Raw genomic sequence first — 16,518 nt, 5'->3', positions numbered from 1 at the left:
GCTGTTTTGTCATTATAATCCGGCCTCTGTACTAGTAACCGTAACACCTGGATGCTTAAGAATTACTTCAATATTGTCTGGCTTAGAGGCCTTAACGCTCTCAAAGCCGACATGGAAAACACCTACCTTGGGACCATCTGGTGGGTAATGGAACCTCTTCTTCTCACGGCACTTCTATATTTCGCATTCTCGTCAGGATTCCGCGATAACCAGACTGGCTCAGGTTTTCTGATATTTCTACTTTGCGGGATGCTGCCGTTCAAATGGTTTGCATCCTGTATCAGCAATAGTGCCGAATCAATAATTAACAACAAGGGAATTCTTGGGCAGTTTTATTTGCCTAAGTGGATTTTTCCTTGCTCAATTAATTTATCTATATTCTTAAGATTTATATGCATCTTACCAATTCTCCTTGGGGCGGTATGGTTGTCGGGCTTCCCCCCGAAATCAGCATGGCTCGTACTTATTCCTGTAATTTTTTCTCAGCTTATAGTTAATCTAGGCTTGAGTTTGCTAGCCGCTGCCACTGTCCCCCTTATTCCGGATCTGAGGCATTTAATCCCTTTGTGTGTAACAGGGGTTCTTTTTACATCTGGAATTTTTTTTGATATCAGCAGCCGCCCGCAGGAGACTCAAGACCTCTTGCTGTTAAACCCTTATGCTGAAATATTTAATAGCTACAGAACGATTTTATTAGAGGGCCAAGTACCAGCAATCAAAGAGCTCTTATATCCTTTCACTGTCGGCATTTCATCCCTTTGCTTTTCACTCGTATTGATCAAAGTCTTAGATAGGACTTACCCAAGAGTTTTACTATGAAATCGCCGATATTGAGATTCTCTAACGTAGGCCTTGCCTACCGCAAAAGATTGAGCCTATTCGCAAAACCAGATTGGGTCTTGAAGGATATTTCTTTTGACCTATTTGCTGGAGAAACACTTGGAGTAATTGGGAGAAATGGCGCTGGAAAATCAAGTCTACTTAAGCTGCTGGCAGGAATTATATTACCAAATACTGGCAAAATTCATCGCCCTGCCAACACCCAATCACAACTGCTCTCTTTAGGCTTGGGCTTTAATCAGAATCTCAGCGGAATTGATAATGCACTTATGGCTTTGGTTACTCAGGGAAGTGGTATTCGACAAGCAAAAGAGCTAATCCCTACTATTGCGGAATTCTCAGGCCTAGGAGATAAGATTAAGGAGCCCGTAGGCACTTTTTCTTCAGGGCAAAAAGCACGTCTCGGATTTGCAGCAGCAATTCACTCCACTCCAGACATACTTTTGCTTGATGAAATCCTAGGTGTAGGTGATAAAGAGTTCAAGAAAAAGTCGGGAGAAGCTTTAAGAAAGAGAGTACAGTCGAATCAAACAGTGGTTTTAGTTTCACACTCTCTTCAAACATTACGAGACCTCTGTGACAGGATTCTATGGATTGAAAATGGAGTGGTTAAGGAGATCGGAGATGCGCAGATAGTTTTGAACTCATACGAGGCTGAGGCTGAGGCTGAGGCTGAGGCTGAGGCTGCACCAGCGTGAAAGTATATTTGCATATTGGCTCAGATAAAACTGGATCCACCGCTATACAGTCAGCATTAAGTCGATACAGAACCCTATTAAAATCTAAAGGAATAATATACCCGGAGCTAGTCCAAAACCAGGATCATCACGAATCATTAGTGTTAGAACTCCAATCAGGAGTGAAAGGAAATAGCTGGCAAAAGCTAGAAGAAATAATTGCAACCAATCCCCCACACATTTTATTGAGCTCAGAAGCTTTTTGCGCTTTAAAAACCATTGAAATTAAAAGGCTCAAGAATTGGCTAAACCAGCCAACCATAAAAGTCATTGCGTACTTGCGTAGAGCGGATGAATATTTGGAATCGGGAATGCTGCAGCGCCTAAAAAGTACCAGCTCTTTGAAGGCATTCAAAAGGCAGTATCTTATAGCCAAACACGTACCCACAATATTAGACCCCTATGTATTTAATGCCGCCTTTAAAGCATTTTTTTTAGTAAAATGGCAAAGGGTTTACCCAGAACAAGTCATAATTCGCCCCTATGACAAAAACCAATGGGTCGAACAAAATATTGTTCACGATTTGTTAAATAGACTTGGTCTTAACAAAAACCTTGATGACTTAAAACCAGCAAGTATCCATCGAAATGTAACCCTTGATATTACCGCAATTTATGCCATATCAATTTTATCTCGCAACAAACTTTATGGCTTACGCAACACATTTTCTGAAACTTTAGCTAGAGGCTCCAAGCACAAAAAGAGCGGTCCACTCCTCAGCTGGAGTAAACGCACAACTGCAAGAGCGATGTCATCACTATTTAATTCCTTAGCACTACGCTCCAACAATATTACATTCCCCTCTCACAAAACAGAAAAATCTCATGGTCTACCAAAATTAAGCAAACTAATAAATACAGCAGAAAATATTGTCGCAGGCTACTTGGCCGAAACAAATAGAATTAAAAACAAGCTTCAAGGCCAATTAAACGAGACTTCGCGGTCTTCCCACAAATAACATTTATCAACCAGGGTTGTAGCAGCTTGCCTCTAGAATTTGAAAAGAAACTATCAACTATTCCAGAAGTAGAGATTGTAGTTGTAACATACAATCGAAGCGTTGACTTGCTAAAACAACTAAAACTTTTGCAAGGGCTGGATTACTCAAAAGACCACTACCATGTAACAATCGTCAACAACAATAGCGATGATGATACTAAGCAAGTCGTACAAGATTTCATTAAAGAGAATAGGTTGTCAACCAAAACATATAACCTTATAAATCTATCGAAAAATATTGGCGGCTCTGGCGGCTTCAGCAATGGGATAAAGCAGGCATTACTAAAGGGCACAGCTAAATATATTTGGCTGCTAGATGATGATGCCACACCACAAAAACAAACACTTAAAAAATTGGTACATGCTGCCGAACTTAAATCTGGAAATAGCATTATTGGGGGCGTCATTCTTGACAAAGACAATACTCACATCGTCACCGAAGCTGGGGCTAGGATTAACTGGTGGCAAGCGAGGCAGCAACTACTTTACAACGGCCAGAATATTGAAAATCTTCCAAATAAGCCTTTTGAAAGCGATTACTCGTCAGCAGCCTGTATGCTTATGCCGTTAACATTGGCAAAGGAGCTCCAAAATTTTTCAGATTTTTTCTTACATTTTGACGATGTTGAGTGGTGCCTGAGGGCGCGCAAGGCTGGCTACAAGACCTTTATTGAACCGTCCGCTCGTGTAACCCACCCAAACAAAAAAAATGCTTTTAGACCAGGAATTAAATATTACGATGTTAGAAATTTTCTTTACGTATCTTCCTGGCACTATAAAGCGGCAATGCCTTATCTTTTTATTAGATTTATGGCTAAAGGCATACTCTCCAGCCTTAAAATTTCAACAAGGCCTCAGGGCATGGAAATTTTTAAAGCGCTAATAGATTTCACAAAAAATGTTAGAGGAAAAATGAAATGAACGCAAAGAAAAATACCGTTGCAATAGTTGGTGCAGGGTTTTCTGGGGCGGTAATAGGAAGGCAGCTTGCAGAAGCAGGATTTGATATTGAAATATTTGAAGCGAGAAATCATATCGCTGGTAATTGCTACACAGAACGCGACAAGGAAACAGGCGTCATGGTCCATACGTATGGACCTCATATTTTCCACACCGCAGATGAAGAAGTCTGGAAATATATTAACAAGTATGCAGAAATAGTTCCGTATAAGAACCGCGTCAAAGCAATTTACAACGACAGCGTTTTTAGCCTACCAATTAATTTACATACAATAAACCAATTTTTCGGGAAAACCTTTTCGCCGAAAGAAGCTGCAGCATGGATTGAATCTAAAGCAGACTTATCTATTGAAGATCCAAAAACCTTTGAGGAACAAGCACTCCGCTTTGTAGGTAAGGATTTATATGAGGCATTTTTCAAAGGCTACACTCAAAAACAGTGGGGGCTTCACCCTTCTGAGCTACCAGCTTCAATTTTAAAGCGCCTCCCCGTGCGCTTTAACTATGATGACAACTATTTTAATCACCCCTTCCAAGGGATGCCTAAAAATGGTTACACGGAAATAGTAGCTAAAATATTAGACCATCAAAATATTAAAGTATATTTGAATAGTACATTTGACCCAGAAGCAAGAAGTAATTACGGGCACACCTTCTGGTCAGGCCCTTTGGACGCCTTCTTTGGCTATCAGCACGGCCGCCTTGGATATAGAACCCTGGACTTTAAACGAAGCATTCAAGAAGGTGACGCTCAAGGAAATGCTGTTATCAATTATACAGAAGAGAAAGTGCCATTTACACGCATTACAGAACATAAACATTTTGCGCCCTGGGAAGATCATGAAAAGACCGTGCTTTACCATGAATATTCCAGATCTTGTGAGGAGGGTGATATTCCTTACTACCCCATCCGATTAGCAGGCGAAATCAAAATGCTCGAAACCTATGAAAAATGCGCTAAAGCCATCCCAAATGTAACTTTTGTCGGCAGACTGGGCACATACCGCTATCTCGATATGGATATCACAATCAAAGAAGCCTTAGTTGCAGCAAAAACCTTCTTGGACAACTCAAAAAAATAAATAATATTTAAAAGAGGTTCGGTAGCAGCATCTCCCATGAGCATCAACATTCACACAATTATTCCTCCAAACGACAGCGTATCTGAAGAGCTTTCGCTATACCAGCGATGCTCAGGAGATGTACGCTATCAATCGAACCCTTCATTTTGGCGGCTAAGTGAATTCTCAACACTATCCTTTGACACTTACTTTAATGTTTTCAATTATGGGAAGTGGAAGAAGTATTGTAATCTAAATTCATTGAGCCTAAAAATTACCGCTTCAGGCTCTTTTAAGTGCAATGTAATGTTTGCCTCAAGGAAACGAGGCGTTATCACTCTCAACCAAACAGAGATTGACTTTAAGGATAAGTCAAGCTTCACAATCAGTATTGATTTAGGAAATGCCTTAGGGTCAGGGCTAATCTATGTTGAGCTTAAAACTAACAAAAGTATTGCAAAAGTTTACAATCTAGCTTTTTCCACCAAAAGCAAACCTAAGAGAAACGCCTCTCTCGCTTTGATTATGCCCACATATAAGCGAGAAAAGTTTGTGGAAAAAAACATCAATACAATTAAAGAACTTAAAAAAAGCCTTTCCTCCGAAGTCACCATAGACCTTGTCGTTATAGATAATGGAAAGACTCTAAGCAACCTTGAAAATTCATCTGCCAAGGTGATTTTCAACAAAAACTATGGTGGATCAGGCGGCTTCGCTAGAGGGTTAATAGAGGTTTTGTCGTCAAAATCTACATATAGCCACATCATTTTATGTGATGACGATATCGTAATAGAACCTTCAATATTTACACGCCTGCAATCATTTTACTCTCACTGTATAAGTGACCAAATAGCAGTAAGCGGGAGCATGTTGCGGCTCGATAATAAAACCATTCAACATGAAAATGGGGCCACTCTGAATAAAGACGCCCACTTCATCCCGATTAAAAGCAAAATTAATCTGAACAATCTTAGTGCACTCTTGGAAAACGACCAAGAGGTTACAAAAGCTTATGCGGGATGGTGGTTCTTCTCAGCCTCTACCGAAGTATTCAAAGAGCTCGGCTTGCCAATACCTGTTTTTTTAAAGTGGGATGATGTAGAGTTTTCATTAAGAGCAACAAAAAGAAAGGTCAAGATAATTGACTTAAATGGTATCGGAGTGTGGCATGAACCATTTGAAAATAAATACTCGTCATCAACATTCTTTTACGAGGAAAGAAATTCATTTATTGCTAGAAGCATCCATGATGCTGACTTTAATTACTTTTCGATGTGTCGACGACTTATCAAGACAGTCCTAGTTTTGTCGCTTGGCTATAGATATGACTCAGCACAAAAAGTGATCGATGGAACTAAAGCCGCATTAAGGGGCTATTTGCATCTTCACGATACATTACCAGATGAGCTGCACAGTCAGCTTATAAGCTCACAGAAAGATGTAGCAAAGACAATTACTACTCCCAAAGTACCTAAGCATAAACTAGATGATACTATAGTTATGCCGCACCTTAAGATCCTGTCCAAACTAACTTTAAATGGGCACCTCCTGCCCAAATTCTGCCTTCGTCCTGAAGAATCATCCGAGCATGAAAAAATCAGAATTCTGGAGATTTATGATTTAGACTATACAAAATGCTTTCGTTCTCGTTACGTGCAATATACTCAACCCTCCTTGACTTCTGGTTTTATAGCTCAACGTAACACCGCTCGCTTTTTTGGAATCCTAATTCAATTAACTGTGACATGCATAACATCTTACAAAAAATTTCCAGAGGCAAAAAAAAGTTACCTCGATAACTTTAACAAAATGACATCCATAATTTTCTGGAAAAAATTTCTAAAACTAAAGTAAACAACAACCCTGTCGACCATTTTTTATGGAATCTAAAGCCACAAAAATTTGATTGTGTTTTTTATCAAGAGTTAAAGTGACACCTAAATCCCAATGCTCTGCACTGAAAAACCTCCAATCTCAAAATACATTATAAGTATAGCAACATAAAAATATGGAACTCGATATTCAGTTAAAGGGGGTATAGGTGATTCTTCAGACTGAAACTTTATCAGCGATTACACAATAAAAATCAGGGAGCGTAAAACTAACCAGCCACTTATGTTAGCACCCACATTTAAATATGTGGGCAAGTGTCAAAAAGAAGATTCAAGTTGGCATTACTACTAAGGGAGGTATTAATTTAAGATATAAAATATTCTTATAATTTTGGCCAGATTACGTTTGCAAGCTTTTCTTTTTAGATATTTTATCCTCTTCAAGGGCCGCCATCGGCATGTGGTCACAACACTTTTACCCCGATGAGTGCGATTATGATTTTAATCTACAAATCATTCGTCCAGATCCTCTACAGGTCTTCTATTGCCCCATAGATCATTGCAGCATAATAGATGCCCTTACAAGTACCTTTCTCTTACTTCTTGATATGCTCTATTTCATTTGTTCTAAGGTACAACTGATAATCATGCTGATCCAGTCTGCCACAATATCTAGTAACGCGATCAGTTATAAATCATGAATCACATAAAACAATGGTACACAGCCATAAAGAATAATCTGCCGCAGTGACTCATGCTTGGTGATATACAGCTTGCTTGTAATGATCCACCTTTACATAGATATCTGTCCAACTTCCTTAAATGTCCCACGTAAAAGGTATCCTGCAATTCTAGGCAGCCGAGATCTTGAGTATCAATTTGACCATAGACTACATCAACATGCCGCTTTCTTTCCAAAGACTAAACCTCGACTCAGCTAGGATCAGCCCTCTCTCAGCCACCTTGGCCTCAAGCGCCTCTAATCGTAAATTGAGGTTGACTAGGTCATGCTGCTCCGAGCACTATCGAGGGAAAAAATACATCGCATCTACAAAGCTTATTGGGGCTCAAACCTGTCTATGGGTAGTGCCTTAAAGGGCATAGGCCAACACAGCCTGTTCAATGGCAGTATCAACACGGTTCTTGTGGTTGGGCGCTCTTCGATTCTTTTCAAGAAGGTCACCCACATAGCCACCTGAAATGAATTTCTTGTAGCGATAGAAAGTGTCTCAATGTATGGAGTATCTTACATGCTTTGGAAATATTGCCGAGCTCTTCTGCCGAATTAATCAATCCGACCTTGTGTTTGATAGTGGGATCGTTAGTATAGATTATGGGGTTTATCCTTGGTTTTACTTTTTTAGGCTTCATCAAAACCGGTAAACCCCTCTTTTTAAGAGGATGTGTCAGATTTCCTCTAAACTAATCCAAATTAAAAATGACGCCTTTCGTTTGTAGTAACTGACACTTAAAAATAAAAAATTTTAATAAACTCTGGCGCCGCCCTTATCTCGCAACCAGTTATATAAAATCTACAGCTACTTCACTTAGGCTTAGAAAGTTCTTGAATATCAGCAAGTACAGATTTAATTTCAGCAAGCTCTTTCCTGACATCCTTTTCGAATTCATCATTTAATGCCAGCAGATATCCCTGCAGGGTCATCTTATTTTCAATAGATCTCAGTTTATTCATTACTTGATCATTTGAGCGGACATTAAGTGTAGTTACTGCTCGCCCCTTATCAATGACAACTTTTACGGCCGGTGGAGATTTATGGTAAAAAAATCTAGCGGCCTGCTTAGCAGTTGAAAAGAAACCCTCTTTTCTAAAATAAGCTATCGCACGCGTGAGCACCCCTCTTTCGCTCTTAATTTTTTTAGCTAATTTTTTATTGCCGGTTATTTCTAATGCATCGCGCACTAGATTCCGCCCGCCCCCCCCCATATAGTCAGACATTGTTACTCTTACCACAGTATCTACATCATGGCGCAGTAATGCCCCCGCCAATGACTCGAGTACTTTTGGCTTCAACTCATCCTTAATCGCTTCATAAATCCAACAGCTATTATTGATCACCCATAAGATAAGTTCATTTTTGTACTTGGCATATTCACCCGCTCTATGTAACCATTCAAATATAGTATTGTGATGCTCATACATTGCTAACAGGCGCCCATCACCTGCAGACATTGTCTGCCCCACACGATTCATGCGGTGATGACAAATATAATCGTCGATTAAAGTAAAATTTCTTGCTGAAATCACACAATACCAATGGAAAGGGTTATCTTCATAAAAGTAGTCTCCTTCGGGAAAAAATATATCATTTTCCACCAGAAAACTGCGAAGATATAATTTTCTCCACGGAACTGGGTTTAACTTCAAAACTTTTTTGCGGACATCCAGCCCAGATATCGCAGTATTTAGAGGTAATGACTCAGAGCCCCAATACTTCTCATCACTCGCATCATAAAATAAATTCGCTTCTTCATCGAAGTTCTTGAATTTTCCGATTGTGACTTCTGCACCACTATTTTGAGCCGCAGTAACAAGTCGCTCAAACATAAATGGCTCACACCAATCATCACCATCCACAAACCCAACGAACTCTCGAGAAGCTTTGCGAAGCCCAATATTTGCAGCAACTGCCACCCCGCCAGGTGTGTTTTCGGGTAATAGTACTGGAATTATCCTTTCATCCTTAAGGGCATATTTTTGTATTAATTCTGGTGTCGAATCAGTAGACCCATCGTCTACTACGATAACCTCGATATCTGTTAAGGTCTGATTTAGAACGCTTTGCAAACAGTCATCAATGTATTTTTCGATGTTATACGCTGTAACAATCACTGAAATCATAGCAACAACTCTTATTTTAACCCCAATTTAAACCGCATAATCTCACTAGCAGTTTCTGGCATTCTTTCTGCAATATTTAAGATATCCAACCTATTCATTCTTGAAAATGTTTTAGAAAACTCAACTTTAAACATGTTGCGATACTCTTCATCTAGGCGATTAGATGCCCAGGAATAAAGTTTCAGCTTAAAGTACATGAAAAAATGATAGAACTTTCTCTTCAACTCAGGGTGGCATGAAAAGTACCGCTCTAATTCTTGGAAAACATCCAACATAGCCAATCTTCTGGAGTCAGAAATATTCGTCACTTGATTGGCCTTGGGGCAAACACGGTGACCGCAAAAAGACTCGGAAAGAAAAGAAATATTTTTTGAGTTCATTAATAACATCCAATGCCCCATTACATCATTATGCACTGGTGTATTCGAGAACCTCAATCCAATTTCTTTTGCGTAACGAGTTGATACCAATTTGTTCCATGGATAATTGACTAGATTCAAAAGATAACCATTATCATCAATTGAAAGACAATCGCTAACATTCTGAGCGATGCGATCAAATATTTTTCTATCGCCTTCTATCATCCCTAACTTTTGATCATTTCTGCCTTGAACTAAGTCATACTCCATTAGTAGGACATCACACTCTTTATCGTTAGCTTTTTCGACTGCTTTATCTAACATTCCAGGATAAACAAAATCATCCGCATCAAAGAATAATACATACGGCTCTTCTACAAACTTGAGCGCTTGATTTCTTCTATAACCGGCCCCTTTATTACTTTTAGCAACTAGTATCTGGTGGGCTATACTATTCTCTTCAAGGTATTCAGCGGCTCTACAAACAGTATCATCTGTTGAAAGATCATCAGCGATATAAAATTTAACCGGTATCTCATTTTTTTCTACAATCGAGCGTATTGCTGAGATGATACGATCCTGTTCATTAAAAACTGGAATAACAATACCCACTTGAATAGTCGTCATTTATCCTCCAGAAAAACCTAAGCAAACTATAAGAACCTAGAAATAGCTTTTCTTTTTCACTATGTAAGAGCACTTGAAAAGTCTAATCCTATTAACTGTTGAATATTTCTTAGCCGTCTCTATACCACCCTAACTTTGATCGGCAGGTTTCGTAAAAATTGTGATTAATAGGATGTATAAGGGTAAGCCGGTGTGGCTTTTTGTGAATTCGAATTACATCGCCAGGTTCAGTAATAACGTGATTATGCCCATCGCATGTCACATGCGGGTGGGCATTATTTTTTTCACCCACAATAATTTTAAATTCACTACTACCTTCGACAACAATTGGGCGACTACTCAATGTATGAGGATTGAGGGGGACAACAACAATAGCATCTAATTTGGGGTGCATTATCGGTCCCCCCCCAGAAAGAGCATAAGCAGTAGAGCCTGTTGGAGTTGATATAATTAAACCATCAGATCGTTGTGTGTAAACAAATTGGCCATCAATATATAAATCAAATTCAATCATCCGAATATATTCACCGGGATGAAGTACTACATCGTTCAAAGCTGTGCCTCTTCCTTTCGGCCTGCCCTCACGAGATACAGACAGATCAAGCAAGAAGCGGCTTTCAGCCATATACTTACCAGCCAATACCTCACCAACTTTTTGTTCAATCTCGTCAGGGGTAATATCGGTGAGAAAGCCAAGTCGGCCGCGATTAATACCAAGTAGAGGTACACTAAATTTGGCCAGGGCGCGGGCGGCAGCTAAAAGGCTACCATCACCACCTACAACAATGACAAGATCACAAAGTTCTCCCAACTTTTCTTTTGGAGAAACTCTCGCATTATGGCTAGCGACCGCAGTCGCAGTACCCATCTCAAGTACAACAGAATAACCTTCCCTCTCAAGAAACCGCATAAGGCGATTGAGTGAAAGGGCAGCACTATCACTCTCAGTACGGCCGATCAGGCCAATAATTTGAAATTCCGACACCGCTCCCTCTCAAGTGCCCAAACCAGGGCCTTGCGATTGATGCTTTACCTATCTTACATACGCTTGATTACGTTCACCACGCCGACAGGAAATGCTTTCCAAAATGTGACAGGCAATTATGCCTTAGCTTGGAATTGGAGTCGAATTAGAACGGCTGGTCAAGGGAAGTTGTTAGACCAAAAAGGGGAGACCCTAGCGCTCTCGTGGAAGCCCACGCCGACCCTGTAGTCCGCCGGAATGGAGCGCTAAGATCCTGGTTCCGCAGCCGAAATGACCAGCGTTAGCTTTATGCGAAATTGCATATAACAGCTTCACAGTATAAACAGGGTCTAGCGAAATACCCGTTTGATACTCAAAGGTTCGCTGGAATTCCTGAAGCTGCTTGGGGTACTTACCATAACCCCCACAATGGTATTTCTCAGTAATCTCTCCCACACCACCTATTGTCTCAATACTATATGCTTCATTTTTCGATAGTGCCGAGAACCATCGCCAGGCATTTTGACGGACAACCCCCCCTGCTTTTAACACCTCAACTCCACACACGAGAATCCCACTCAAGGAAGAACTTAATCCACCCAGCGTCAAACCTGTACCGCAGGCAATCCAAAGCTGATCAAAATCAACTGGAGCTGTCTCCGCGATAACCCTCCCTAATAAATGGACTCCTCTCACCCCTGCAAAATTTGCCCCACCTTCCGGTAAATAGGCACCACTAGCAGAACCAACGCCAACGCGATTGAGAAAGTCTGATTTGCTGCGTTGCCTATATAATTCACGGGACACGAATATAAATTTCATACCGAGGCGCTCGGCATCTTGCAGCATGGCACTGAGCACCGGTGGGCGCTCACCTCGAACAATACCAATTGTGCGAAAGCCAAACCGTGCTCCAGCAGCAGCAGTGGCATGCAAATGATTTGACCATGCTCCTCCACAAGTGATTAGCGTCTCGACACCCAGCTCCCTTGCTTTAATCAAGTTAAAAATGAGCTTATACGCTTTATTACCTGAAATAAGTGGGTCCAGCAGGTCATCACGACGAATCCAGACCTCAACTCCCGGAAAAAGATTGCTTCGGACTTTTTGGTAAGGAATCGCGCGCGCAGCTTCAGTGAAGGCATTCAGATCAAGAGTGGTCAGGTAGGAAACTGTCACGTATCTCCAATCCCTTTAAAAAGAGGCTGTCTGACAGGGTTCGCTCCATAAAAGCAGCCCTTTACCGATAAGAACACACCCCCCTCTCAAAAAAGTTGACGAGCAAAGTGTGGGTCCCGACCCATCCAGAGCCAGCAATACGATAGAGTCTAACGCCCTCCGTATTAGGTTAGTGCTCGGCACTTAGCCAGAGATCATATGGACAAGGTGAAGAGCACCCCAGTGCAGAAGGCTGAAGGTTTCAAATCTACTGCAAGCCCTATCTTCCCGCCAAATACCACAAGCTTGGCTACAAGGAACAAGAGCAGTGCCACTCCGCCCCCATACAAATAAAAAGGCCCGTACCTATGTACGGGCCTTTTATCGTATCTGGCGGACCGGACGGGACTCGAACCCGCGACCTCCGGCGTGACAGGCCGGCATTCTAACCAACTGAACTACCGGTCCTCGGTAGTAAACTTCCATTTAGGAAGTTGGTGGGTGGTACAGGGGTCGAACCTGTGACCTACGGCTTGTAAGGCCGTCGCTCTCCCAACTGAGCTAACCACCCGCTGCTCATCTTCTTTCAGGGCCTTGCCCCCTGAGCGAGGCGCATATTACTGGAATAAAATTTCCTGTCAATAATTTTCGCGCCAAGTCCCACTATTATTCATCGGGCATGCTTTCCGGTGGTACAGACACCGGTTGCATCTCCTCTTCCCCGAGACTTGCCTCCTGCAATACCTTACCCTGTCGATAGTCTGGGTCAATTAAATGACCCGCGATTCGCACTGGGACCTCTTTAGGAATCAACTGCTCTCTTGGGCGGGCCAAATCCTGTTCATTGTAGTTGCATACCCCTGTTGGAAAGATACGGCGTAAGTCATCGAGACGACCTGATATCTCTTCCGTATGAGAGCCATAGACGCCTTTTGCAAGAGCCCTCTCCACCGGCTGAAGCGCGCACTTAAAGATGTCATCAGTCACTGGTGCTCCGGCTACCTGCCTTGAGGTGCTGTGGGCAGGGTATTCCCGCATACATTTCCCTTCCGACTGGCGGTTCCAGTCTCCACTCCAAACATCAGATCCTGATGCTAGTACATTACCTTCGCTATCAAAGCATTGGTCACTGGCATCCTCAGGTCGATTACCAACTACACCTTTAGCAGGGTCATTAATGATGTTTTGCATCCACCGGTCGACCAGATCAAGTGCATCATCCAATGGGTTGTAGTCTTTGTGACTCATCCAGATCAGTTGATTGTCAGCGTGGCCACGGGCCCTCCGGATACGCTCTCGAGTCGAAAAAGAAGCCGAGCTGTGATGCATATCTGGTTCTTCGTCCAGATAGTGGCGCATATCAATTATCGGAATTTCTACATCCCCAAGGAAAACATGACCAGACCTATAAATCCCCTTGATTGCCTCCATATCCGCGCGGCTACGCTTAGCTGGACTCGCCAGAGTCCCCATGTTTAAATTTTGCTCACTCCATACTGAAAGGCGCACAGGAAAAAGCCCACCATTGAGAAACCAAAGCTTTTCTTGCGACTGATTCTGCGGGGCTTTCCACCCACCTATTGCAGCATTGATTTTTAAGAAATTATCGATGCTTATTTCTCCATCAACCAACGCTTTCAACCCATACTGAACCCCTTCATTATCCCAGGTTGTATTCGCATAGCCATTTTCAGCAGCACCATAGAACTGTCGAAGATTTTCCCAATGTGTCCAATGCACTCTATCCGGCAAATCACCGGAAAAACTTTTAAAGAAGTGTACAAAGTTTGGGTTATTTACCAGTGGCACCAAACCACGCCAACCTTCTACGCATTCAGTTGCACCGCTAGGTCGTCCCCTATAACGGCCATCAAACAAACCAGCGGCTAAAGTAATCAGCTTAAAGCGGCTATCCGCTTCAGGGTTCGCAGCCAACCCCTGTATCCGTTGACGTTCCTCAACATCCTGCCAGCGGGGGTTGTTAGCATCCAGGACATCGAAGAAATACTCTAAAGGCTCACAGTCAAAGGCATAGATAGTCTGGGTTACCATATCTGGATAGGAGTAAAGTGGTATCGCCGCATCCAGTAGCCCCGGTGCATTTTGCGCCAAGATGTACTGCTGAATAGCACCTCCCGAGCCACCGATACCAACCGTATACATGGGCTCACCATAGAGTGCTAGGAACTGTTTTTTTAGGCGCCGTGCCGTATCCTCTGCCAACCATAAGTTATAGTGATTTCTGGTTTGATTCGCCGTCGAGTAAACGATGGCATATCCTCGAGCCAACTGGTCCATTCGCCGAGTTGTCACATCTCCTTTGCTCAAATTACCTTGGCGCCAACCTATACCTACTCCCCCACGAAACTGATAGATCAAACGCCGGTTCCAATTGCTGGCATTTGGTTTTTCGGCAGTTTCGCCGTCTCCTCGCAGAGCTGCAATAGCATAATGATGCCGGTTAATCGTGCCTGTTTCGACACGGACAATAAAATCTACTTGGCGGCCATTTACTGTTACCTTATCAATATCGTTACGTGCTTCATGTAGGTAATAAAAGCTTCCATCCGTTGTGCTCCTATAGAAGTACGTTACCTCCGTTGCATGGCTACAGTCTCGGCTATAACCAATCACCTCTTTGGTTTTCTTCCCATCTGAACCTAAAGCAAAAACTGGGACTCCCTCCTTAGCTTGGTTATCAACCAATGGCTGCTTATCGGTGATCGCATTACGACCACAAAAGAAGGGGTACTTTGAGGGGCCAGTAAATAACGTTTCTACTGGTCCAACCTCACCAATTGAGATAGGGAATGGGAAATACTCAGGCGGGCGTGACATCATTCTAGGGTGAGGCCCCGCATAAGCCGGTGTAGAAGCATAATCAAGAGCTCCAGCCGGCACCCCTATTACTGGAGCATCTGCTTTACCATGTACTTTTGGCAATTTCGCATATGCGATCCAAGCGACTACCCCCAGCACTCCGAGCAGCGCCAAGAAAAATACAGAGAGAAACCAAGCTCCCCTTGTCGACATAAACGCCTCCACAGCTGTCAACTTCACCAAGTGATACAGCTTGAGTATATGAAGGGATAAAGAGGTCAACCGACAGTTGGCGCCGGGGAGGACTTATAGGAAGGATGTATCAGAAATATCGAACCAAGTAGCCCAACAAATCAGGCAATCACAAAAAAGGAAGCCCGCCAGGCTTCCCTTATAGTATGCCTCAAAAAAGTCAGCTTAATCCTTGGCAATAAGACCTTTCTCTTGCAGGGTAGAAATAATCACTTCCACCTCTTGCTCTATGGTCATTTCTGCCGTATTGAGACGCAACTCAGGGGAAATAGGCGCTTCATAAGGGTCATCAATTCCAGTAAAACCCTTAATTTCACCCGCACGAGCCTTTTTATAAAGGCCTTTAGGGTCACGAGATTCTGCCTCCTCCAGTGGACAGTCTACAAACACCTCCAAATAAGGCAGATTGCCATCCTCATGCATCTTTCTAACCATATCGCGATCTTCTCGATATGGACTAATAAAGCTACTGAGAACCACAATCCCAGTGTCCGCAAACAGTTTAGAAATCTCACCTACACGACGGATATTTTCTTGGCGATCTTCAGCAGAAAAGCCTAAATTGGAGTTGATACCCAAACGTATATTGTCACCATCCAAGCGATAGCTCAGGACACCACGCGCAGCCAAAGCCTTCTCAACTGCTACTGCTACCGTGCTCTTGCCGGAACCCGACAGGCCGGTGAACCATAGGGTCACGCCTTTGTGACCAAGAATACTGGCCCTGTTGTCACGAGTTACATCGCCATCATGCCAATGTACATTGGTCGCCTTGCGTTCAACTGTTGTCGTCACCGATCACTCCAAGATTTTGATTCAATTCCTATTCCCTCTTCGGTGAGAGGTTCGCAGGAAACCACTCCCCCAGAGGCTAGACGGCCAATTATCAGGCATTTGAAGCATTAGCGTAAAGGCTTTACTTATAGCATATTCAACCACATATAGTGGTGGATGTGCATAAGTAGCTCTGGCCACTTAATTCTAAATTTTGACCTCAAGCAAGAACAGCGGCACCCAAAAGAGAAAAATTTGAGGTATTAAGCTCTAA

General features: G+C 42.5%; 12 protein-coding genes and 2 tRNA genes. 6 read left to right on the top strand and 8 right to left on the bottom strand.

The window, feature by feature from the left end; translation table 11 throughout:
* The first annotated feature begins 51 nt into the window (after nucleotides 1-51).
* The 6 genes from ACJJIO_RS18450 to ACJJIO_RS18425 are packed head-to-tail and all read left to right on the top strand — an operon-like array spanning nucleotide 52 to nucleotide 6,452.
* Nucleotides 52-819: an ABC transporter permease gene (locus tag ACJJIO_RS18450; protein ID WP_444909395.1), complete on the top strand. Its 768-nt coding sequence runs from the start codon at nucleotides 52-54 to the stop codon at nucleotides 817-819.
* The gene (locus tag ACJJIO_RS18445) at nucleotides 816-1,538 is read left to right on the top strand and encodes an ABC transporter ATP-binding protein (protein WP_444909394.1); all 723 of its coding nucleotides are present in this window, start codon (nucleotides 816-818) and stop codon (nucleotides 1,536-1,538) included. The genes ACJJIO_RS18450 and ACJJIO_RS18445 overlap by 4 nt, the downstream gene beginning before the upstream one ends.
* Nucleotides 1,535-2,536 carry a hypothetical protein gene (locus ACJJIO_RS18440; RefSeq protein ID WP_444909393.1) on the top strand — a complete coding sequence of 334 codons (1,002 nt, stop codon included), beginning with the start codon at nucleotides 1,535-1,537 and terminating at the stop codon, nucleotides 2,534-2,536. The genes ACJJIO_RS18445 and ACJJIO_RS18440 overlap by 4 nt, the downstream gene beginning before the upstream one ends.
* Before the next feature lie 26 nt (nucleotides 2,537-2,562).
* On the top strand, nucleotides 2,563-3,498 hold the full coding sequence (locus ACJJIO_RS18435) for a glycosyltransferase (RefSeq protein WP_444909392.1): 936 nt from the start codon (nucleotides 2,563-2,565) through the stop codon (nucleotides 3,496-3,498).
* On the top strand, nucleotides 3,495-4,619 hold the full coding sequence (gene glf, locus ACJJIO_RS18430; protein WP_444909391.1) for a UDP-galactopyranose mutase: 1,125 nt from the start codon (nucleotides 3,495-3,497) through the stop codon (nucleotides 4,617-4,619). Before ACJJIO_RS18435 ends, glf begins: the two co-directional genes overlap by 4 nt.
* A gap of 36 nt (nucleotides 4,620-4,655) precedes the next feature.
* Entirely contained in the window at nucleotides 4,656-6,452 is a 1,797-nt protein-coding gene (locus ACJJIO_RS18425) for a glycosyltransferase family 2 protein (protein ID WP_444909390.1), read from the top strand.
* Between the two features lie 1,521 nt (nucleotides 6,453-7,973).
* Here ACJJIO_RS18425 and ACJJIO_RS18420 read toward each other — a convergent pair.
* From ACJJIO_RS18420 to cysC, 8 genes are all read right to left on the bottom strand, one after another.
* Nucleotides 7,974-9,290, bottom strand: coding sequence for a glycosyltransferase family 2 protein (locus tag ACJJIO_RS18420; RefSeq protein ID WP_444909389.1), 1,317 nt, complete (start codon nucleotides 9,288-9,290; stop codon nucleotides 7,974-7,976).
* Between the two features lie 11 nt (nucleotides 9,291-9,301).
* Nucleotides 9,302-10,276 (bottom strand): glycosyltransferase family A protein, encoded by a 975-nt coding sequence (locus ACJJIO_RS18415; RefSeq protein ID WP_444909388.1) that lies wholly within the window; start codon nucleotides 10,274-10,276, stop codon nucleotides 9,302-9,304.
* 109 nt (nucleotides 10,277-10,385) lie between these two features.
* Nucleotides 10,386-11,261 carry an NAD(+) kinase gene (locus tag ACJJIO_RS18410; RefSeq protein ID WP_444909387.1) on the bottom strand — a complete coding sequence of 292 codons (876 nt, stop codon included), beginning with the start codon at nucleotides 11,259-11,261 and terminating at the stop codon, nucleotides 10,386-10,388.
* A 192-nt stretch (nucleotides 11,262-11,453) separates the two neighbouring features.
* Nucleotides 11,454-12,419, bottom strand: coding sequence for a 1-aminocyclopropane-1-carboxylate deaminase/D-cysteine desulfhydrase (locus ACJJIO_RS18405; protein WP_444909386.1), 966 nt, complete (start codon nucleotides 12,417-12,419; stop codon nucleotides 11,454-11,456).
* 370 nt (nucleotides 12,420-12,789) lie between these two features.
* Nucleotides 12,790-12,866: transfer RNA gene (locus ACJJIO_RS18400), tRNA-Asp, on the bottom strand.
* Between the two features lie 27 nt (nucleotides 12,867-12,893).
* Nucleotides 12,894-12,969, bottom strand: a tRNA-Val gene (locus tag ACJJIO_RS18395).
* A 95-nt stretch (nucleotides 12,970-13,064) separates the two neighbouring features.
* Nucleotides 13,065-15,431, bottom strand: a complete 2,367-nt coding sequence (locus ACJJIO_RS18390) for a DUF6351 family protein (RefSeq protein WP_444909385.1) — start codon at nucleotides 15,429-15,431, stop codon at nucleotides 13,065-13,067.
* Between the two features lie 204 nt (nucleotides 15,432-15,635).
* A complete protein-coding gene (gene cysC / locus ACJJIO_RS18385) occupies nucleotides 15,636-16,265 on the bottom strand; it encodes an adenylyl-sulfate kinase (RefSeq protein WP_444909384.1) in 630 nt (209 codons plus the stop codon).
* Nucleotides 16,266-16,518: the final 253 nt, after the last annotated feature.

This window comes from Microbulbifer mixtoriginis (SeqCode), assembly GCF_052467235.1.
This window is presented reverse-complemented; position numbering and strand designations above follow the sequence as displayed.